Annotated in this window: 19 protein-coding genes and 1 pseudogene; 14 read left to right on the forward strand and 6 right to left on the reverse strand. The window is 69.3% G+C overall.

The window, feature by feature from the left end; genetic code table 11:
- The first annotated feature begins 107 nt into the window (after positions 1-107).
- The 3 genes from EV647_RS28395 to EV647_RS28405 are packed head-to-tail and all read left to right on the forward strand — an operon-like array spanning position 108 to position 2,364.
- Positions 108-644 (forward strand): NADH-quinone oxidoreductase subunit B, encoded by a 537-nt coding sequence (locus EV647_RS28395; RefSeq protein ID WP_133789680.1) that lies wholly within the window; start codon positions 108-110, stop codon positions 642-644.
- On the forward strand, positions 641-1,441 hold the full coding sequence (locus EV647_RS28400; RefSeq protein WP_134008121.1) for an NADH-quinone oxidoreductase subunit C: 801 nt from the start codon (positions 641-643) through the stop codon (positions 1,439-1,441). Before EV647_RS28395 ends, EV647_RS28400 begins: the two co-directional genes overlap by 4 nt.
- Positions 1,438-2,364 carry a GNAT family N-acetyltransferase gene (locus tag EV647_RS28405; protein WP_238177437.1) on the forward strand — a complete coding sequence of 309 codons (927 nt, stop codon included), beginning with the start codon at positions 1,438-1,440 and terminating at the stop codon, positions 2,362-2,364. Before EV647_RS28400 ends, EV647_RS28405 begins: the two co-directional genes overlap by 4 nt.
- Here the strand turns inward: EV647_RS28405 and EV647_RS42205 are convergent.
- Both EV647_RS42205 and EV647_RS28410 read right to left on the reverse strand, forming a co-directional pair.
- Complete coding sequence (locus tag EV647_RS42205; RefSeq protein ID WP_166680049.1) at positions 2,359-2,499, reverse strand: hypothetical protein; 141 nt, start codon at positions 2,497-2,499, stop codon at positions 2,359-2,361. The two genes, EV647_RS28405 and EV647_RS42205, sit on opposite strands and share 6 nt — an antisense overlap.
- Before the next feature lie 31 nt (positions 2,500-2,530).
- Positions 2,531-3,715, reverse strand: coding sequence for an NAD(P)H-binding protein (locus EV647_RS28410; protein ID WP_134008123.1), 1,185 nt, complete (start codon positions 3,713-3,715; stop codon positions 2,531-2,533).
- Positions 3,716-3,777: 62 nt separating this feature from the next.
- On the opposite strand from EV647_RS28410, the gene EV647_RS28415 reads away from it, so the two are divergent.
- Positions 3,778-4,725, forward strand: coding sequence for a complex I subunit 1 family protein (locus tag EV647_RS28415; RefSeq protein ID WP_238177438.1), 948 nt, complete (start codon positions 3,778-3,780; stop codon positions 4,723-4,725).
- Here the strand turns inward: EV647_RS28415 and EV647_RS28420 are convergent.
- Genes EV647_RS28420 through EV647_RS28435 form a run of 4 tightly spaced genes read right to left on the reverse strand, consistent with a single transcriptional unit; the run spans position 4,722 to position 8,246 of the window.
- On the reverse strand, positions 4,722-6,026 hold the full coding sequence (locus EV647_RS28420; protein ID WP_255517913.1) for an ABC transporter permease: 1,305 nt from the start codon (positions 6,024-6,026) through the stop codon (positions 4,722-4,724). The two genes, EV647_RS28415 and EV647_RS28420, sit on opposite strands and share 4 nt — an antisense overlap.
- Positions 6,023-6,688: an ABC transporter ATP-binding protein gene (locus EV647_RS28425; RefSeq protein WP_134008127.1), complete on the reverse strand. Its 666-nt coding sequence runs from the start codon at positions 6,686-6,688 to the stop codon at positions 6,023-6,025. The genes EV647_RS28420 and EV647_RS28425 overlap by 4 nt, the downstream gene beginning before the upstream one ends.
- Positions 6,685-7,737, reverse strand: coding sequence for a peptidoglycan-binding protein (locus EV647_RS28430; protein ID WP_134008129.1), 1,053 nt, complete (start codon positions 7,735-7,737; stop codon positions 6,685-6,687). Before EV647_RS28430 ends, EV647_RS28425 begins: the two co-directional genes overlap by 4 nt.
- On the reverse strand, positions 7,737-8,246 hold the full coding sequence (locus tag EV647_RS28435; protein ID WP_134008131.1) for a hypothetical protein: 510 nt from the start codon (positions 8,244-8,246) through the stop codon (positions 7,737-7,739). The genes EV647_RS28430 and EV647_RS28435 overlap by 1 nt, the downstream gene beginning before the upstream one ends.
- Positions 8,247-8,352: 106 nt before the next feature.
- Between EV647_RS28435 and EV647_RS28440 the strand changes: the two genes are divergently transcribed.
- The 10 genes and pseudogenes from EV647_RS28440 to EV647_RS28485 all read left to right on the forward strand — a co-directional run bounded on the left by EV647_RS28440 (position 8,353) and on the right by EV647_RS28485 (position 20,547).
- Entirely contained in the window at positions 8,353-9,009 is a 657-nt protein-coding gene (locus EV647_RS28440; protein ID WP_130384769.1) for a response regulator transcription factor, read from the forward strand.
- Positions 9,006-10,214, forward strand: coding sequence for a HAMP domain-containing sensor histidine kinase (locus EV647_RS28445; protein ID WP_238177439.1), 1,209 nt, complete (start codon positions 9,006-9,008; stop codon positions 10,212-10,214). The genes EV647_RS28440 and EV647_RS28445 overlap by 4 nt, the downstream gene beginning before the upstream one ends.
- Positions 10,215-10,403: 189 nt before the next feature.
- Positions 10,404-11,480 carry a phosphotransferase enzyme family protein gene (locus EV647_RS28450; protein WP_166680454.1) on the forward strand — a complete coding sequence of 359 codons (1,077 nt, stop codon included), beginning with the start codon at positions 10,404-10,406 and terminating at the stop codon, positions 11,478-11,480.
- Positions 11,481-11,495: 15 nt separating this feature from the next.
- Positions 11,496-16,145: an ATP-binding cassette domain-containing protein gene (locus EV647_RS28455; protein ID WP_134008136.1), complete on the forward strand. Its 4,650-nt coding sequence runs from the start codon at positions 11,496-11,498 to the stop codon at positions 16,143-16,145.
- Positions 16,142-17,101 carry a prenyltransferase/squalene oxidase repeat-containing protein gene (locus EV647_RS28460; RefSeq protein WP_134008139.1) on the forward strand — a complete coding sequence of 320 codons (960 nt, stop codon included), beginning with the start codon at positions 16,142-16,144 and terminating at the stop codon, positions 17,099-17,101. Before EV647_RS28455 ends, EV647_RS28460 begins: the two co-directional genes overlap by 4 nt.
- A gap of 34 nt (positions 17,102-17,135) precedes the next feature.
- Positions 17,136-17,477 carry a YciI family protein gene (locus EV647_RS28465; RefSeq protein WP_134008142.1) on the forward strand — a complete coding sequence of 114 codons (342 nt, stop codon included), beginning with the start codon at positions 17,136-17,138 and terminating at the stop codon, positions 17,475-17,477.
- Positions 17,474-18,670, forward strand: coding sequence for an RNA polymerase sigma factor (locus EV647_RS28470; RefSeq protein ID WP_134008145.1), 1,197 nt, complete (start codon positions 17,474-17,476; stop codon positions 18,668-18,670). Before EV647_RS28465 ends, EV647_RS28470 begins: the two co-directional genes overlap by 4 nt.
- 38 nt (positions 18,671-18,708) lie before the next feature.
- Positions 18,709-19,461, forward strand: coding sequence for a methylenetetrahydrofolate reductase (locus EV647_RS28475; RefSeq protein WP_238177440.1), 753 nt, complete (start codon positions 18,709-18,711; stop codon positions 19,459-19,461).
- Positions 19,462-19,642: 181 nt separating this feature from the next.
- Positions 19,643-19,858 (forward strand): annotated as a pseudogene (locus EV647_RS43150) (4Fe-4S binding protein); the annotation flags it as partial.
- A gap of 194 nt (positions 19,859-20,052) precedes the next feature.
- A complete protein-coding gene (locus EV647_RS28485; RefSeq protein WP_134008152.1) occupies positions 20,053-20,547 on the forward strand; it encodes an NADH-quinone oxidoreductase subunit J in 495 nt (164 codons plus the stop codon).
- The last annotated feature ends 2 nt before the right edge of the window (positions 20,548-20,549 follow it).

Below are 20,549 nucleotides of genomic sequence, written 5' to 3' on the forward strand. Positions count from 1 at the left end.
CAGTCCTGTTCAATCACGGTAGGCCCGCGCCACGTCATGGTCAACAGATGCCCCTGGTCGCCGGTCACCGGACTAGGGTGAGGTCTGTGGGTGAGATCGAGCTGGGGATGCCGACCGTGCGGCCGGCGGTGGGTGCGTTGGCGAGGCTCGCGCCGGAGCCGGTCCGGTACCTGCTGAACTGGGGCCGGAAGTACTCGCTCTGGGTGTTCAACTTCGGGCTCGCGTGCTGCGCGATCGAGTTCATCGCGGCCTCGATGGGCCGGCACGACTTCATCCGGCTCGGCGTGATCCCGTTCGCGCCCGGACCGCGACAGGCCGACCTGATGGTGGTGTCGGGCACCGTGACCGACAAGATGGCGCCGGCGATCAAGCGGCTGTACGACCAGATGCCGGAGCCGAAGTACGTGATCTCGTTCGGCTCCTGCTCGAACTCCGGCGGCCCGTACTGGGACTCGTACTGCGTGACGAAGGGCGTCGACCAGATCATCCCGGTCGACGTTTATGTGCCGGGTTGCCCGCCGCGGCCGGAGGCGTTGCTGCAGGGCATCCTCAAGCTGCAGGAGAAGATCGCCGGCGAGCCCCTGGCGAGCCGGTACGACGAGCCGTCCGCGGCCGCTCTCACCCGGGGGCTGGTGCAGCCTTGAGCACCGACGCGTTCGAGGCGCTGACGAGTGCCGGGATCGCCGCGACGTCGGCGGACAGCTTCGGGCCGATCGCGCTCGACGTACCGCCGGAGTCGTGGGTCGCGGCGCACGAGGTACTGCGGGACGCGGTCGGTCTCACGTTCTTCGATTTCCTGAGCGCGTCCGACGAGCTCAAGGACGGCTTCCGGGTGGTGTCGCATCTCGCGGACTTCTGGGGCGGCTCGCATGTCGACCACGTGCTCGTGCGGACATTGGTGCCGCGCGGCAACGCCGTACTGGCGACGCTGTCGGAGTTGTACGCCGGGGCGAACTGGCACGAGCGGGAGACGTACGAGATGTTCGGGATCGCCTTCGAGGGGCATCCGAACCTGACGACGCTGCTGCTGCCGGACGAGTTCGAGGGGCACCCGCTGCGGAAGGAGTTCGTGCTCGCGTCGCGGGTCGCGAAGCCGTGGCCCGGCGCTAAGGAGCCGGGCGAGTCGGACCACGCGCCGTCGGGCGCCCCGAGCCGCCGCCGCACACTCCCACCCGGCGTCCCCGACCCAGAAACCTGGGGCCCCCGCCCGCCCGGATCACCCGACCCCGACCCCCTGGCCCCGGCCGAAGCCGCCGCCACCCCCGCTCGCCCCCGCCGAGCAGGTGCAGGCGGAGAACGCCGCGCCCGCCGCCAATCCACCCCAACCGCACCACCGGCGGCCGACGCCCCGCCCACCGCACCACCGGCGGCCGACGCCCCGCCCACCGCACCACCGGCCGACCCGCCCGCTGATCCGCCGACGGGTGATGTGCCGTCGTGATTCCGTCTGCGGAAGAGCTGGCGCGGTACACGCTCGAGCGGCAGCATCCGATCACCCGGACCTGGGTGGACGACGCGCAACGCCTGGCGACGCTCGCCGAGGAGCATGCCGCGCTGGACATCCTGCTGGCCGAGGACCTCGAGATCGCCACCCAGCGCACCGAACGCCTGGCGCCGGGAACGCCGCCCGAGGCGATGCTCAACCGCTGGATTGCCGTAGGCAACGACCTGCACGCGATGCTCGGCATGCGCTTCGAAAACCTGAACCCCACAAGGCCGTTCGTCGACGCGACCCCGATGAGCCGGTCGCCGAAACCATCCGACCTGCCCGCCCTGGCCGCAGCCGCCCAAGAGCACTACGGCATCCACCACCCGCTCTACGTCCGCTTGTGGAGCGCCGACGCGGGCATTCCCGGTACCGTCGCCGACCGCCGCTTCCTCGCCGCGCCGATCCGTGAGCTCCGCGCGCACGACGTACCACCCGGCCTGGCGCTCCGGCCGGCGAAGACCGTAGACCACTACGACGAGGCCCGCCGCGCGTACGCCGCGGTCGATGCCGACCACCCGCACCACCGCGAGGAAGCAACCATCCAGGATCGCGAGGACCTCCAGGAGGCAGCGGACGAAGGCCTGCTGTTCGACGTCACGGTGAACGACGAGTGGGCCGGGTACGCCGCCGCCATCATCAAGCCCGACGACGCACTAGGCCTCCCCGCGTACGTCGTCCGCGAACTGGTCCTGGCTCCACAACACCGAGGCCACGGCTACGGCCCCCACCTCAGCGCTCTCCTGGCCCAGTCCCTCCCCGACCCGACCCGCATCCTGATCGGCACCATCCACGAAGCCAACCACGGCGCCCGAACCGCCGCCCTCAAATCCGGCCGCCAAGACATCGGCGGCTGGCTCCAACTACCGCTGTCATGACCAAGCCTGGTCCATCACCTCAGGGTCCTCCAGGTCGCGAGCGAGCTCCGAGAGCCGCTGGAGATCGGCAAGGGTCACCGCAACCTCCGAGCGCTCGGTCTCCTGGTTGGGCTCTTGGTGCAGATCATCACTCATGGCATCACCTCCTAGGCGAAGTTTGATGATGTCAAACGTGCGGTGGCGTGTAGTAGAAGACCTCTTCTCGGGTTATTTGGGCGGCTCGGACTGTGTAGAGGGAGAGTTTGGTGGTTTGGGAGCGGGTGCCGGTTCGGACGTTCAGTTGGTCGAAGGTGAAGCGGACGGCGAAGTGATCGTCGAGGAGTAGTGGGCCGACGATGTGAACGCCGAGGTACTCGATGTCGGCGTTCAGGCGGCGGGCGTTCTCGAGGATGGCGTCGGCGCCTTTGACCTCGATCTCCTCGCCACCGGTCTCGAGCGGTGCGACGCGTACGACCTCGGGTGCCAAGAGCGCGAGTGCCTGGTCGAGACGGCCGGTCGACAGCGCATCGACGTACCGCCGGGCGACCTCGGCCGCGGACAGGACGCGGAACTCGTCGGCGTGCTCGTCCGCCCACTCGGCGAACGTGAGCGCGGGGCGGCCGGTGAGTTCGGTGACGGTGGTGGTGACCGGCTCGGGGTTGTCGACGAGCGAGGCCCAGTAGGCGACCGAGCTCTCGGCGAGGATCGGGTCGGCGCCGAGGTCGAGCATCGCCTGCCGCGCCTCCGCGTCGGTCAGCGCCTCGACCCGCATCTGTTTGCCGATCGCCCGCGCGATGGTCCGGATCTGCTCGGCCTGCGTCAGCACCTCGGGTCCGGTGAGGTCGTAGGTCTGGCCGATGTGCTGGTCGTTCAGGAGCGCGAGTACGGCGACCGCGGCGATGTCCCGTTCGTGGATCAACGACCGGCCGGCCTCGGGCGATGCGACTCGGACGACGTCACCGCTGCGGAACTGCTCAGCCCAGGTCTGCGCGTTGACCGCGAATCCACCCGGTCGCACGAACGTCCAATCCTTGTCCCGAAGGAGCTCTTCCACGTCGGCCCACACCCCGCCGGACGGTGCGCTCAACGAGGACAGGTAGACGACCCGCCGCGGCAGTTCGGCCACTACGTCGGCGGCTCCGTCGGCGCTGAACGACGGCCACAGCAGGAACGCGGCATCGACGTCCGCCGCAGCCCGGCGTACGGCGGCGGGATCGTAGAGATCGCCCTTGATCAGTTCGACGTCCGGCGGGAAGCCGGCGAGGTCCGGCGTACGGACGAGGGCGCGAACGGTCACGCCGGCGGCGCGCAGCCCGTCGACGACATGGCGGCCGACGCGGCCAGTGGCTCCGGTAACAAGAATCGTGGTCATGGGAGCCAGCCTGTGACCTCAACGTTGGTTGAGGTCAAGCAGAAGCCACTAGGCTGGCGGGCATGCTGGAGTTCGTGGTGCGGGTGGTGGGCGTTCTGGTCGCCTTCCTGGTGGCGCCCTTGCTGGTCGGTCAGGCCGAGCACAAGGTGATGGCGCACATGCAGTCGCGGCTCGGCCCGATGTACGCCGGCGGGTTCCACGGCTGGGCGCAGCTGGTCGCGGACGGGGTGAAGTTCGTCCAGAAGGAGAGCGTGGTCCCGGCCGCCGCCGACAAGCGGGTGTTCGAGTGGGCCCCGATCGTCGCGATCCTGCCGTACATGGCCGCGCTGGCCGCGATCCCGCTGGCGCCGGGTGTCGTCGGCGCCGACCTGGACTCGGGCCTGTTCTTCGTGATCGCGGTGATGAGCGTCGGTGTCCTCGGGTCGCTGATGGCCGGCTGGGGCAGCGGGAACAAGTACAGCCTGCTCGGCGGGCTCCGGGTCGCGGCGCAGCTGATGAGCTACGAGCTGCCCTTCGTGCTGTCCGCGGCGAGTGTCGCGGTCGCGGCCGGGTCGCTCAGCCTGACCGGCATCGCGCACGCGTGGAACCCGTGGTGGTTGCTCTGGCAGCTGCCCGGTCTGGTCGTGTTCTTCATCGCCGGCCTGGCCGAGCTGCAGCGGCCGCCGTTCGACATGCCGGTCGCGGACTCCGAGGTGATCTTCGGCCCGTACACCGAGTACACCGGGCTCCGGTTCGCGATGTTCCTGCTCGCCGAGTACGCCGGGATCGTCGTACTCGCGGGCCTCACCACGGTCCTGTTCCTCGGCGGCTGGAGCGGTCCCGGGCCGGAGTCGATCGGCTGGATCTGGACGCTGTTGAAGGTCGCCTTCGTCTCGGTCGTGGTGATCTGGGTGCGGGTCTCGTTCCCGCGGATGCGCGCCGACCAGCTGCAGAAGCTGGCGTGGCAGGGCCTGGTGCCGGTGGCGCTGATCCAGCTCGCGCTCACCGGCATCGGCGTCGTCGTCTTCTAAGGAGTAGCCAGGGCCTCCGTTGGTGAAAGCCGAGACGCCCGGACGGCCGGGTAGAGACCGGCGAGTCCACCGATCACCAAGGTCGCCGCGACGCCGCCGGCCAGTGCCCAGACCGGGATGACGGTCAGCCAGTTCTGGTACGACGCATAGGCCGCGGTGACCGCGGATCCGAGTAATGCTCCGCCGACCCCGCCGAGCGCGGACAGCAGCAACGACTCGGTCAGGAACTGGGTGCGGATCTGGCCGCGGGTCGCTCCGAGCGATCGGCGCAGTCCGATCTCGGCGCGACGTTCGAGGACCGAGATCACCATGATGTTCGCGACCCCGACGCCGCCCACCAGCAGCGCGACCGCGCCCAGGCCGAGTAGGAGCCCGGTGAAGGCTTGGCCGGCTGCCTGCTTCGCGGCGAGTGCGTCGGACGGCCGCGACACCTCGACCTCGTTCGGCGCTTCCGGATTGGCCGTTGCGCCGAGCACCGATCGGACCGCCGGCACCTGGGTGTCGTCCGAGCGGGTGTAGATCGTGGTGGGGTGGCCGTCGAAGGAGAGATCGCTCGCCGCGGGCCAGCCCATCAGCGCGGCGCTGTCCAGCTCGGGTGCGAGCGCGGCGGGTTCGAGGATGCCAAGGACGGTGAACCACTTGTTGCCGATCAGCACCTGCGTGTCCGGGCCTGCCTTGGTGATCCCCAGCCGCTCCGCTGCGCTCGCGCCGAGGACGGTCGCCGGATAGCTGCCGGTCGCGGCGTCGATCCACTTTCCGCTGCGGATGGTTGCGCCGATGGTGTCGAGCAGGTTGGTACGGGCGGCATACGCGATGATGCCGTTGGTCTGGACGTCCGGGATCTTGTTGGTGCGGTAGACCGATGCGTCGTCGACCTTGCCGATCGCGGACTCGGCACGCACCGGTGGGATCCGGCGGACCATGGATTCGGCGGCGAGCGGCAGTTGAGCCTGTTCGCCGGTCAGCCGGGTGCCGGGGGTGACCGTCAGCAGGTTGGTGCCCAGGGCATCGAGTTGTCCGTCGAGCTCGGCGCGCGAGGACGACGAGATGCCGACCACCGCGACCATCGCGGCGATCCCGATCGCGATCCCCAGCGCGGACAGGAACGCCCGCATCGGCCGAGTCCGCAACCCGACCGCACCCACGCGTACGACATCCCGGAGCTTCAAAGACGCGGGTTTGAGTTCGCCGCTCCGCCGCGCCCGACCCGGCGCCGGCTCATCGCGTCCGCCGCCCGCGCCCGGTGCCGACATCGGCTCACCGCGCGGGCCGCCTTGGGTTTGTCCCGGTTCGCTGGTCATGCGTGCACCTCCTCGATGATGACGCCGTCGCGCATCCGGATCTGGCGGGGGAGGGAGGCTGCGATGTCGCGGTCGTGCGTGATCACCACGACCGTCGTTCCGGCGGAGTGCAGGTCTCGTAGTAGTTGCATCACGCCTGCGCCCGACGCTGAATCCAGTGCCCCGGTCGGCTCGTCGGCCAGCAGTACGGCGGGTTCGCCGGCGACTGCCCGCGCGACAGCTACGCGTTGCCGCTCGCCGCCGGACAGCTCGTGCGGCTCGTGATCGAGGCGGTGCGCGAGACCGACCCGTTCCAGGGCAGCCGCCGCGCGCTTCCGGCGTACCGACAGGCGGAGACCGGAGTAGAGCAGCCCGTCGGCGACGTTGTCGACCGCCCGGACACCGGCCGCGAGATGGAACTGCTGGAACACGAACCCGATCCGCGTCGCGCGCAACGCCGACAGCCCCGCGTCGGACAGCCGCGCCACGTCGTACCGGTCGATCCGGACCGTTCCGGAGGTCGGGCGGTCGAGGGTGCCGAGGACGTTCAGCATCGTCGACTTGCCGGAGCCCGACGGGCCGACGATCGCGACCAGTTCGCCGGGATCGATCCGCAGACTCACACCTCCGAGCGCGTTCACCCCGCCCGGGTACACCTTGGTCACCTCGCTCAGCTCGATCACTTGGGGATCCCCACCGTGGTGCCGGCCGTGATGCCGGTGCCGCTGATCTCGACCTGGCCGCTCGCGAACAGCCCGGTCCTCACCGGCACGTACCGCGACGTCGTACCGTCCGTGACCTCGACTCCGAAGCCGCCCTCCCGGAGCGCGACCAGAGCCGCGACCGGAACGGTCAGCACGTTCTTGCGTTCCGAGGCCGTGAACGTGACGTCGACGGCCGCGGACGACCAGGCAGCCACCGCCTTCTGGTCGGCGACGGCAACGATCACCTCGACCTTGGTTTCCGGATCCTTGTCCGGGCTTTCCGCCGGGATGATCACCGTGGAAACTTTCTGAATCTTTCCGGCCACCGATTTTCCGTCCGGGAGTGCGACCGTGACCGCGGCGTTGAGCGTCGCCAGCCGCTGGTCCGCCGCGTCGAGCTGGACGGTGACGGCGCGGGTGGTGCCGGTGTAGGTCAGCACGGGCTGGTTCGGACCGAGCGGTGAACCTTCCTCGGCCTGCACGCTGTCGACCCGCAGATGACCCGGCGCGAACAGGACGCTGCCGAGCTCGACGACACCCGTCTCGTCCAGACCGAGGTCCTCCTGCCACTCCTCGACCGCATCGGCGGTCGCGTCGGTGTACTCGTCGTCCACGGTGAACCCGGTGTAGCCCATCGCCTTCAGGTTCTGCTCGAGCTGCAGGACATCGGTGCCCTCGGTCCCGATCGCGAGCCTGCGGTACGACGGGAGCGCGCCGTACAGCAAGGTCGTCGGCTTGTTGTCGATGCTGTACACCGTGCTTCCGCGGCGCAGCTCCTGCCCGCTGTCCGGTACGGCGGTGACCGTGCCGGCGACCCGGTTGACCGCGGAGGACGACGTACCGAAGCCGAGTGTGCCGTCCTGGGTCTCGGTGTCCTTCAAGGTCTGCTGCGTGACCTTGGTCGTGTTGATCGGCACGGCCTGCGCGGCCGGGTTCGTTGCCTGGCTGGTGTCGCCCCGGCTGACCAGGAACGCGCTTGCGGCGCCCCCGGCCGCCAGGACGGCCACAGCTGTGAGTGCCTTACGCATCAGCGTCCCGCCAGGATGCTCTGGCAGGCGTCCTGCGCCTTCTTGAAGTCGGGATCGTCCGCCACGCCCGGCCCGATCATGATGCCGCGCTGGTCCGGCTTCGGGTCCGGAAACTTCTCGACCCCGTTCTTCCGCATGCACTCGGCGTACTTTCTGCCGTTTTCCGCCTGCTGCGGGTTGGCGCTGCCCTGAGCCTGCGGGTTGTACTGCTGGCACGCCTGCATGGCCTTCTCGACCAGCTCCTGCGTGACTCCGGAGCCCTTGTCGAACTTCAGCATCGGGCCCTTGCCCGGTTCCGGGTCCGGGACGTTCAGGCCGTTCTCCCGCAGGCACTGCGTGAACTTGACCGCCATCTCGTCCCGGCTGAGGCTGGCCGGCGCACTGCTCGGCGCCGTGGACTGCTGCCCTCCGCCCCCGGATGCGACCTGGGCATCGGGCTCGTCGGCCCCGCAGCCGGTCAGGATCAGGCCGGCGACCAGAACGGAAACGGCCAGAATGGTGTTGCGCATCGGTGCTCCTCTCGTTTCCGCCAAACCTTTCTCGGTCGGCCGTTTCCGGACCGTTTCCGAGTGCGGAAACACGGCGGAAACACCGATGTCGGGGATCATGGGGTGCGTGCGGGTACTGGTGGTCGAGGACGAGCCGTTGCTGGCGGCAGCGATCGCGGAATGGCTGCGGGACGACTCACATGCCGTCGACGTGGCCGGTGACGGCGGCGCGGCGCTGGAACGGCTGTCGGTGAACGCCTACGACGTACTCGTGCTGGACCGCGACATTCCGGTCGTCCACGGGGACGAGGTGTGCCGACAGCTGGTGGCTTCCGGATCTGCCACGCGGGTACTGATGCTGACCGCGGCGGCCGCCGTGACCGACCGTGTCGAGGGGCTCGGACTGGGCGCGGACGACTACTTGACCAAGCCGTTCGCGTTCGCCGAGCTGGCCGCGCGAGTACTGGCGCTGGGCCGGCGGAGCCGCCCGGCCGATCCGCCCGTACTGCGACGCGCCGGGGTCACCCTCGACCCGGCGCGGCACGAAGTTTTCCGGGACGGCCGGTACGTGCCGTTGTCGAAGAAGGAATTCGCCGTACTCGTGGAGCTGCTGCGAGCCGACGGCGCGACCGTGTCGGCCGAACAACTGCTGGAGAAGGCATGGGACGAGCACGTGGACCCGTTCACCGGAGCGGTCCGGCTGACGATCCTGAAGCTGCGCCGGAAACTGGGCGAGCCGGGCCTGGTCGAGACCGTCACCGGCGTCGGCTACCGCATCCCGTGAGGCGGCTGACGTTACGGGGGCGGCTGACGCTGCTGTACGGCGGCCTGTTCATGGTCGCCGGCGTGGTCCTGCTCGGGGTGACGTACGCCCTGTTCACCGCGAACCTGGGTCAGAAGTACCAGGTGATCGTGAAGGGGACGTACCTGAGTCCGTCGGGCACTGCCAGTAGGCCGCCGCGACCTGATCAGGCCTACGTGCTGAACAAGGACGGTGCTCTGCTGACGGGCTCCGACGCGGAACGGGTGATGAACGAGCAGCGCGAGCAGGTGAGGCAAGCCGCGATCAAGTCGCTGCTGACGCAAGGGAGTATCGCGCTGGTCCTGGTGGGTGGGCTGGCGGCCGGGTTCGGGTGGTTGGTGGCGGGGCGGGTGCTGGCGCCCTTGCATCGCGTCACCGACACGGCGCGGCGGATCGCTTTGACGCCGTCCGCGCTGCACGAGCGGATCGCGTTGAAGGGCCCCGACGACGAGGTGAAGAACCTGGCCGACGCCTTCGACACGATGGTCGAGCGCCTGGACCATTCCTTCGACGGCCAACGCCGCTTCGTCGCCAACGCCTCCCACGAACTCCGTACGCCGTTGACCCTCGGCCGCGCGCTGGTCGAAGTGGCAATGCATCGACGTACGGCGTCCACGGACGTCAAGGAACTGGGCGAGAGCCTCCTGACGATCAACGCCCGCCACGAGCAACTCATCGACGGGCTGCTGATCCTCGCGGACTCCGAGAGACACCTGTCGACTGTCTACCCGGTCAACCTCGCCGACGTCGTCAACCACGTAACCGCCCAACTCACCACAGAAGCCGCCGCGGCCGGCGTCGAGCTGATCCGCGGCCCCGGCGAGGCGCCCACACGCGGCGACGCGTTGTTGCTGGAACGACTGGTCCACAACCTGGTCGAGAACGGTATCCGCCACAACCAGCCCTCGGGCGAGCGGTGGGTCCGGGTGCTCAGCAGGACAGCCGACGATTGCGTGCAGATCGTGGTCACGAACACCGGCCCGGAGATCCCGCCGTACGAAGTCGAATCCCTCTTCAAACCCTTCTATCGCCTGGGCGCCGAACGCCTGGTCAGCACCAAAGGCGCCGGTCTGGGCCTGTCCATCGTCCGCTCGGTCGCCGAAGCCCACGGCGGCACCGTAACCGCCGTCCCCCGGGAAGGCGGCGGCCTCCAGGTCACCGTCGCCCTCCCGCTCGACCCTGCTTGACCCTGCTTGACAAGGATGACGCTGGTCGGGGAGATTGGCGGAACGGCGTCGACCGGTCGCCGAGCTGTGGAACGTCCGCCCAGCCGGGGTTCCAGTGGCGAAGGGGATCTGCCCTCTCGGTCGTCGATGTCTGCAGGCCATCTCTCAACACCGCGTCGCTGGGGACGAGGGTGTCGGAGGAGGCTTGTCATGACCAGGGACAGCAACTTCAAGAAGGTCGTACGGCGTCATGCCGCGGCGACGGGGCAGCGCTATACCGAGGCGCTGACCGACCTCGAAGGGCTCGGCTCCCGCATGGACCACGAGCCCGTGGCCGGTCGGCTGCTCGCCCACCTTCGCAACCGCTACGGCATCGATGCGGTCGCGGCGACGAAGGTCAGTGTGCACAAGACCTACGTGTTCCGCATCGACCGGAACGACGGCGACCCATGGATCGCGCGGGCGTTCCCTCCCGCTCGTCCGCGGACCAGCGTCGAGGGCGATGCCGCGATCCTGCGATTCCTCGAGCGGCACGACTTTCCGGCGGAGCGTCTCGCGGTCGACGACGCGGTGTCCGATTTCGACGGAAGCACGGTCCTCGTGACCCGGTTCGTCGAAGGTGATCACCTTCCCGATGGTGCCGAGAAGTTCGCCATCATGGGTGATCTGCTCGGACGGCTGCACGCGCTACCTCTCGACGACTCGGTCAGCCGCGCCGGTGGGGCGAGCGGTGAGGACCCGAGCCGTGAAGGTGCGCCGCGGCAGGACCTGCTGGCGGGCCTCGCGTTTCTCGACGCGGTCGACACAAAGGTCGCCGCGGCCGATCGCGAGCGCTTCGAACGCCTCCGGGACCAGGTGCGTTCGGCCGACGACGGTCACGGCCTTCCCGAGGGCCTGCTGCACGGCAACCTCCTGCACGCCCCCGATCATGCGGTGATCGGCGATCGAGGGCCGGTGGCAATCAACTGGAAGGCGTCCGGACGCGGACCGCGCCTCGCCGATTTCGCCTACCTGATCTGGGGGACCGGGGACTGGTCTCCGACGCGACTCACCAACGAAGAGCGCATCGAAGCCGCCGTCACCGCGTACCGCCGCCATGTCGAGCCGACCGACGAGGAGCTCGATCGGCTCGAGGCGGTCATGTACATCCGTACCCTCTACCTCGTCTGTTTCAGCTACCGGCGCGCAGTCACCAACGGCGTGCCGTTCGACGAATGGGCCTTCATCGAGCCACCGGAGTACTACCGCTCCACCGCGGCCGCGACCAGAGCCGCGTTCCGGAAATAGGCCCGGAAACAGGCAATGAGAGTTCACGGTGCGGCGGAGCACAACCTGCGGGATGTCGATGTCACGTTCGGACCCGGCCTGACCGCGGTCGTCGGTGTGTCCGGCTCGGGGAAGTCGTCCCTCGCGTTCGACGTGGTCTACACCGAGGCGCGGCGCCGGTTCGTCGAGTCGCTGGGACTGGGACGTCCGGGGACACGCGTGCCGGCCGCGCAGGTGAAGAGCATCGATGGCTTGGGTCCGGCGGTGGCGATCGCTCAGAACGTACTGAACGTCAACCCCGCCTCGACCGTCGCGACGTCGGTCGGCCTGCATCCGTTCCTCCGCATTCTGTACGCGCGATTCGCGGACGTCACCTGTCGGCGGTGCCAGGTACCGGTGCACGCGGTGTCGCGAGAAGAACGGCTCGCCATCGCCCTGGACCTGCATGCCGCCAAGGGCCGCCTCCCGGTGGAAGTGGCGGTCGTGCGCCACCTCAACGGAAGTCACGCGCGACTGCTCGCCGGCCTCCGGGGCCAGTTCGCCGCGGTCACGATCGACGGGCGTCCGTGGGCCGCGAAGAGCAGCGTGCCTCGGCTCGACCCGATGGTCCCGCACGATGTCGTCGTACGCGTCGCTACTCTGCAGGCGGATGCATCTGCGGCGGAGGTTCGCGGCATCCTCGATCGCGCCGACGCGTTGGGCTCACACGAGGTTCGCCTCGGTGGTACGCCGGTACTCCGAGCACCGATCTGTCCGAGCTGCTCGGACTGGGTCCGGCCGCTGGAGCCCTCGGCGTTCCGCGACGCCGCGATCGACACGTCGTCGCATCGCATCGCCGGGATCGCCCTGACAGAGTTGCTCGCCCGCTCGGTGCGCGAGGTCCTCGAATTCGTCGAGGACCTGGCGATCGGCCCGCGTGCAGCACGCGTTCGGGACGAGTTGCTGCGGCGACTGCGGCCGTTGGTCACGCTAGGTCTCGGCCATCTCACCCTCGACAGGCCGATGCCGACGCTGTCGCGGGGTGAGGCGCAACGGACCCGACTCGCGGTCGTCCTCGGCGGCCGGCTCGAGGATCTGCTGCACGTCCTCGACGAGCCCACCATCGGGCTGCATCACACCGACCTCAAACCGTTGCTCGAGGCAATGGCGTCGTTGCCGGGCCCGGTCCTGATGGTGGAGCACGACCGTACGGCGATCGCGCTGGCGGACGATGTCGTCGAGATCGGCCCGGCCGGCGGCCGTGGCGGTGGCGAACTCGTCTTCCAAGGAACGCCCGCCGAACTGTGGCGGGCCGGCACCGCCTCGGGTCGCGGCTTCTCGGCCCCGACCCGGGCCCGGCTCGCGGCCCGCAAGATCGGTGATCGGCGGATCGGCATCACCGGCGCCGGCCTGCGCAACCTGCGCGCTGTCGACTGCGAGATCCCGCTCGGAGCGCTGACCGTCCTCACAGGCCCTTCGGGAGCAGGCAAAACCACTCTCGCTCGCGACGTGTTGCTGGCGTCGATCCGGGCCGGCGCGCCGGTCGGTTGTTCGGCCATCGACGCGCCTGCGATGCGAGCGATCGCCGTCGATCAGAAACCGCTGGGCAACAACCCGCGGTCGAATCCGGCGACGTACACGAAGGTGTTCGATCGGATCCGCGAGGTGTTCGCGCAGCAGACCGGGCGGTCCGCGTCGGAGTTCACGTTCAACCGTGGCGAAGGCGCGTGCCCGGAGTGCGAGGGGATGGGCGCGGTCGCCATCAGCCTCAGGGAGCTGGCGCCGATCTGGGTTCCGTGCGAGGTCTGCGAAGGCCGCCGGTACCGGCCCGAGATCCTCGAGGCGACGTGGGAGGGCCGGTCGATCGCTGACGTGCTGGAGTCGAGTGTTGACGAGGCCGGCGCGTTGTTCGCCGAGCACCCAGCGGTGACACGCATCCTTCGGACCCTGCAGGAGGTCGGGCTCGGCTACGTCACGCTTGGACAACCGTCGCCGAGTCTGTCCGGTGGTGAAGCGCAACGAGTCCGCCTGGCCCGTGAGGTGACGAAGGCGAAGGCCGGCAATCTCGTGCTGCTCGACGAGCCCACCACCGGGCTTCACCCCGGCGACCTCGACCGGCTCCTCACAGTGCTCGACAAGCTGACGGCCGACGGCTGCACAGTGGTCGTCGTCGAACATCAGGCAGACGTGATCGCCGCCGCCGACTGGCGCATCGAACTCGGCCCGGGTGGTGGCCCCGACGGCGGACGCCTGCAGCACTGCGGCCCCGCCGTCGCCGAGAAGCGGCCGAGGGTGACGCCCCGCACCAAGCCGCGGGCCGACCGGCGCTCGAGTGAGGTCATCCAGGTGCGCGGCGCCCGGGCTCACAACCTGCAAGGGATCGACGTCCAGTTCACCAAGGGCCGATTCACGGTCGTGACCGGCGTCTCGGGCTCAGGCAAGTCGTCGTTGGTCGGCGACGTACTCGCGGCAGAGGCCGACCGGCGGTTGCTCGAAAGCCTGTCGGTGTACGAGCGACAGTCGGTGCGCGAAGGGCCGGAGGCGCCGGTCGACTCGCTCACCGGGCTGGGCCCGACGATCAGCATCGACGCGTCCGGCACGACTTTCCCGCCGGGTGGGCCCGGGCGCTGGGATGCCGCGCGTACGACGGTTGGCCGGTCGAGCGACCTCGACCGCCTCGTCTCCCTCGTCCTGGCGCGCGCCGGTGTGCGGTCGTGCCTGGAATGCGGTGGTGACCACGTTCGCCGGTCCGCACCGACGCCGGAAGCAGCGTGGGTCTGCGGAGACTGCGCGACGAGCGCGGTGCCGATCGAGCCGCGTCACCTGATGGGGTCGCCCGCGTCCGTCTGTCCGCAGTGCCTGGGAATCGGCGTCGAGCGGGAGTTCGACTTCGCCGCGCTCATACAGGCCGACGCTCCACTGGCCCGCTGCTTTGGCGGAGGTCTGGCGTGGTTCCGTCCTGAGGTGGTCGGCAGCAACGACGTGATGCGGACATTCGCGGAGCGGTACCAGTTCGACCCGCGTACGACGCCGTGGTCGGAGCTGAGCGACGAAGTCCGGCACGGGATCCTGTACGGCGATTCGTCCTGGGTGGGGCTGAACCACTGGGCCAGGCTCGACCTGGGCGGCCTGGAAACCAGAGCGTTTCCGTGCCGGGAGTGCGGCGGCAAGCGACTGCGCGCTCCGTACCTGGCGATTCGCATCGCGGGTCGCGACCGCAACGACCTGTTCTCGGCCACGTTTGCCGAGTTGTACGACGTACTGGCGTCGATGGACGAGCCGGACGATCCGCACGCGGCCCACGCTCGTACCGTTGCGTCGTACCGGCTCGGATTCCTGGGCCGTGTCGGGCTCGGCTATCTCACGATGAACCGGACGACCTGGACGCTGTCCGCGGGGGAGGCGCAACGGATCAAGCTGGCGTCGGTACTCGGTGGCGGCCTCGTCGGCATGACCGTCCTGCTCGACGAACCGTCCCGAGGTCTGCATCCGTCCGAGGTGGACGCGCTCGCCGGCACCCTGCGCGAACTGCGCGACGCCGGCAACACCGTCGTCGCCGTCGAACATGACGCGACCCTCATTCGTACCGCCGACGACGTCATCGAGATCGGTCCCGGTCCCGGCCGAGCGGGCGGCAGGCTCGTCGACCTCGACAGCGCCGAGTCGGTCACCCGTGCGGTGCGCGAGGGACGGATCGCGATCCCGCAGCGCGACCGCCGCGTGCCGACCGAGTGGATGCAGGTCACGGGAGCGCGGGAGAACAACCTGTGCGGCCTCGACGTACGCATCCCGCTCGGCGTGCGGGCCGGCGTGTGTGGTGTGTCCGGGTCGGGGAAGTCCTCGCTCGTCGTCGACACGATCGCGCCCGGGCTTGTGCGACCGGCGACCAACGTCTCCGGCGGCGGCATCGTCCGCGTCGAACCTGGGGTTCACCAGGTCATTTCGGGTGCTCCCGCTCGGACGATCGTCGCCGACCAGGGCCGCGCGGAGATCACGTCACCCGGCAGCTTCCTCGGGCTCATCACCGCGGTCCGCAAGTCGTTCGCCGCGAGCGAGGCGGCCCGCGAGCAGGGCATCACGATGAAGGACCTCAGCTACGGCTGCGACGCCTGCGGCGGGAAAGGAACGTGGCAACAGAGCATGTCGTTCCTGCCATCGGTGAGCCAGACCTGCGAAGCCTGCGGCGGTTCGGGCTACCGTCGCGAGATCGTCGCCCTCCGCGAGCGGGACCGAACGCTCGCTGACATCGAAGCGTTGACCATCGGTGAGCTCGTCGACGAGTGGGGCGACATCGACGCCGTACGTCGCGTAGGCGACGCAGCCCTCGCGCTCGGCCTTGGCTACCTCGTCGTCCGCCAACCTGGTTGGAGTCTCTCCGGCGGTGAGGCGCAGCGACTCAAACTCGCCAAGGAGCTCGCCCGTCCGTCCAAGGTCGGCAGCCTCTACGTACTCGATGAGCCCACGGTCGGCCTGCAGGCCACCGATGTCGTCGTACTCCTGCGCGCGTTGGACGCGATCGTCGACGCGGGCAACACCGTCTTGGTGGTGGAGCACGACCCGATGGTGCTCGCCACCTGCGACTGGCTCATCGAACTCGGTCCGGGCGGTGGACCCCACGGCGGAAGGATCGTCTTCGAGGGCGCACCCGAACAGCTGGCCGAAGCCGACACGGCAACGTCGCCGTTCGTGCGGGCGGTGTTGCCATGAACACGCTCCTGCTCGGAGACCCGTCGCCGTCGCTGCGGTGGCGCGCGGCTGTCGAGCTCGAAGGCGCCACCGATGACGATGACGACGTCAAGGCCTGGCAGGGCGAGATCGCAGCGAGCCCCGCCGTACGATCACTCCTCGGGCGGCTCGCGGCGGCGGCTGAGCGGCCTCAAGACGCCGGGTACCTGCTCTGCCAACTCGCGTACCTCGGCTACCGCGGCCCTGAGCTCGCCACTGCCGTCGACGCGATCTTCTCCCAGCAGCAGCCGGACGGCTCGTGGTCGCTGCGGCCCGACGACGACAGGACCGCAGGCAAGCCCTCGGATGGCCCGCGGTTCGTCACCATGCAGACCGTCGTACCGTTGCGAGGTATCGCCGCGGCCGGGTTCGCCACCGACCCTCGCGCTGAACACGCCTACGAATGGCTTCTGCGCGAACGACTCCACGACGGCTCCTGGCCCTCCGGACCCAAAGCCGATCTCGGCGGTCCGGGACGGCCTGGCCCGCCGGAGAAGGAGTACCGGCGACTCACCCGCGGCGAAGGTTGCCGTTCGGCGACAACTGGTGCGGTGGCCTGCCTCGCACTGCACCCGCAACGCAGCCGATCCGACGCCGCCCGCATCGGCGTCGACCACCTCCTCGTCCGCGAGATCCGCGACGAGTCGGGCCTTGGCTGGGAAGTCTCCCGCCTCGTCGGCCTCGAACGTGCGATGGGACAGCTCACGTTCTACGTCACCGTCGATCCCGCCTTCGTCCTCGACCTCGCCTCCCGCTGCGGGGCCTCCACCGACGACCGCCAGGTGCAAGCGCTGGTCACCTGGCTCGAATCCCGCCGAGGCCCCTACGGCCTCTGGCAACACCCCACCCATCCCCAACTCTCCCGCTGGCTGACGTTCGACCTCGAAACCACCCTGCGTCGAATAAACAGGGTGTCGCTGCCTGTCGATCCAGGCTGAGGCTGTTCGTGTAGAGGGCGAGAAGGAGGCAACGATGAACCAGTACGTGCTCAGCATCTACCAGCCCGATGGTCCGGCTCCCGAGCCCGAGATCCTGGACCCGATCATGCGCGACCTCGAGGTCCTGAACGCGGAACTGCGGGCGGCCGGCGTCTGGGTGTTCGACGCCGGGATGCACCCGCCGGACACCGCCACCGTCGTGAAGGCGTCCGGCGACGACATCCTCGTCACCGACGGACCCTTCACCGAGGGCAAGGAACACCTCGGCGGCTTCATCGTCATCCGGGTCGAGGATCTCGACGCCGCGCTGCACTGGGCCCGCCGGCTCACCAAGGTCCTCGGCCTGCCCGTCGAGGTGAGGCCCTCGCAGTCGTGACCCCTGACCTCGCCGCGATTTTCCGGGCCGAGCACGGGCGGGCGGTCGCTGTGCTGACGCGTGTCTTCGGCGACCTGGAGATCGCCGAGGACGCCGTCCAGGACGCGTTCGCCGCGGCGGTCGAGAAATGGCCGGAAAACGGTGTACCGCCGAGCCCGGCCGGATGGATCATCACGACCGCGCGGAACCGCGCGATCGACCGCCTGCGCCGGGAGTCCGCGCGGCCGGACAAGCAGGCCGAGGCGGCGCTGTTGCATGCCCAGGACGAGCCAGTGGAGGAGGGCGTCGTGCGGGACGACCGTCTCCGGCTGATCTTCACGTGCTGCCATCCGGCGCTGGCACTGAACGTCCGGGTCGCGCTCACCCTGCGGATGCTCGGCGGCCTCACCACGGCCGAGATCGCCCGCGCGTTCCTGGTGCCCGAGCCGACGATGGCGCAACGCCTGGTCCGGGCCAAGGCCAAGATCCGCACCGCAGGCATCCCGTACCGCGTCCCGTACGAGGCCGATCTGCCTGAGCGCGTCCGCGGCGTACTCGCCGTCGTCTACCTGATTTTCAACGAGGGGTACGCCGCCTCGTCGGGCGAAACGCTGGTCCGCGACGAACTCGCCACCGAGGCTCTCAGGCTGGGCCGGCTGTTGGTCGAGCTGATGCCGGATGAGCCTGAAGCCGTCGGTCTGCTCGCGCTGATGCTCCTCCAGCAATCCCGTCGCCCGGCCCGTGTCGCGCCCGACGGCACGCTCGTCCGCCTCAGCGACCAGAACCGCGCCCTGTGGGACCGCGCATTGCTGCAGGAAGGCCAGGCGCTCGTTCGCCGATGCCTGCGCCGCAACCAGCCTGGCCCGTATCAACTCCAGGCCGCTATCAACGCCGTCCACGCCGACGCCGCAACCCCGGACGCGACCGACTGGCGCCAGATCCTCCAGCTCTACGACCACCTCCTCACGCTGGAACCCACGCCGGTCGTTGCCCTCAACCGAGCCGTCGCCGTAGCCGAAGTCGAAGGCCCCGCCGCCGCCCTCGCCCTCGTCGACGCCCTGTCGCTCGACACCTACTACCTCTTCCACGCCATCCGAGCCGACCTGCTGACCCGGCTCGACCGCATCCCCGAAGCCCAGGCCGCCTACAAGTCCGCCCTGGAGCGCACCCCGAATCAGGCCGAGCAGGACTTTCTCCGAACGCGGATGAGATAGCCCGCCCCGGTCTGCCGACCTTCTGTAGGGTCCGGAGGGTGTTCGAGCTGATCTGTGAGGTGGAGCCGCCGACCCGGCCGGATCTGAAGAAGGTGCGGCATCAGATCGGGGTGATGAGTCCGATCGCCGACGGGTTCCTGATCCCGGACAACCACATCGGGCGGGCGACCGTCTCCAGTGTTGCGGTGGCCAACGAAGTGCAGCTGATGGGCGCGCAGGGGATCGCCTGCCTCAACTCGCGTGATCGGAATCTGCTCGGTTTCCGGCGGGATCTGCTGACCGCGGCGGCGTACGGCGTACAGCGTTTTCTGTTCGTGCACGGGGACGACCCGGCGGAGGGTGCCCGCACGAGTCAGTTGACGGTACGGCGGATGATCGAGCAGACCCGCGAGACGACGTACCCGGGCTGTGACCCGTTCAAGGTCGGGGCCGCCACCCGTCTTCGGCCGGTGCCGAAGTGGAAGGCCGAGGCCGACTTCCTGTACGTCCAGGTCAGCTACGACCTCGACGAGCTGCTCCGGTGGCGCGAATCGGTCCAGCTCGACATCCCGGTGTACGCCGGGGTGATGGTGCTCGCCTCTGCCCAGATGGCCCGCAACCTCGCGGGGCTGCCCCAGCTCAAGATCCCGGCCGAGCTGATCGAGGCGGTGGAGCGGGACCGGGACGCCGGCGTGGACCACGCCTGCGAGCAGATCCTGAAGATCCGTGACTCCGGGGCCTTCGAAGGCGTTCATCTGATACCGGTCAGCCGGTACCGCCAGGTCGCGGCCCGCCTGGAACGCGAGCTGTAGGACGTGCGGATCGGCTAATGTCCTGCTAAGAGACGGGAGGTGGAGCGTGGGACTGCCTGGCAAGGGGCTGGTCGAGGGGTTGAAGGTCACCGCGAGGACACTGGCCCGTCGTTCCGTCACCGAGCAGTACCCGGACGTCCAGCCGGAGTTGCCGCCGCGCAGCCGTGGCGTGATCGCGCTCATGGAGGAGAACTGCACCTCCTGCATGCTGTGCGCCCGCGAGTGCCCGAGCTGGTGCATCTACATCGACTCGCACACCGAGACCGCGCCGTCGGTCGGTGAGCAGGCCCGGGAGCGCAGCCGGAACGTGCTGGACCGGTTCGCGATCGACTTCAGCCTCTGCATGTACTGCGGGATCTGCATCGAGGCCTGCCCGTTCGACGCGCTGTTCTGGTCGCCGGAGTTCGAGTACGCCGAGACCGACATCCGGAACCTGACGCACGAGAAGGACCGGCTCCGCGACTGGATGTGGACGGTGCCGGCGCCACAGCCCATCGACCCCGGTCCGGCGGCGTCCGAGGCGTCCGAGGTGTCCGAGGCGTCCGAGGTGTCCGAGGCGTCCGAGGTGTCCGAGGCCTCCGAGGACGAAGCGTGACCACTGCTCTGTTCTCCGTCGCGGGCGCGGTGGCGGTGGTGGCCGCCGTTGTCGTGGTGGTGTCCCGCCGGATCGTGCACGCCGCGCTCTGGCTGGTGCTCGCGCTCGGCGCGGTCGCCGGCTGCTTCGGCGCGTTGCAGGCGGAGTTCGTCGCGCTGGTCCAGATCCTGGTGTACGTCGGCGCGATCGTCGTGCTTGTGCTGTTCGCGCTGATGCTGACCAAGGCGCCGATGAAGCCGCTGCCGGAGCTCACCACCGGCCGCAGCCCGTTCGCGGCCGGTGTCGCCGCGGTGCTCGCGCTGATCCTCGGCGCCGGTGTTGTGTTTGCCTTCGGCAACGAGAAGATCAAGCCGGTGACCGACGGATCCGCGAAGACCGTGGGTACGCAGATCTTCAAGAACTGGGTGCTGCCGTTCGAGGTCCTCTCGGTGCTGCTGCTGGCGGCACTGATCGGCGCGATCGCCCTGTCTCAACGCAAGAAGGAGGACTGACG

Origin of the sequence: Kribbella sp. VKM Ac-2566 (assembly GCF_004366005.1) — a bacterium.
GTDB lineage: Bacteria > Actinomycetota > Actinomycetes > Propionibacteriales > Kribbellaceae > Kribbella > Kribbella pratensis.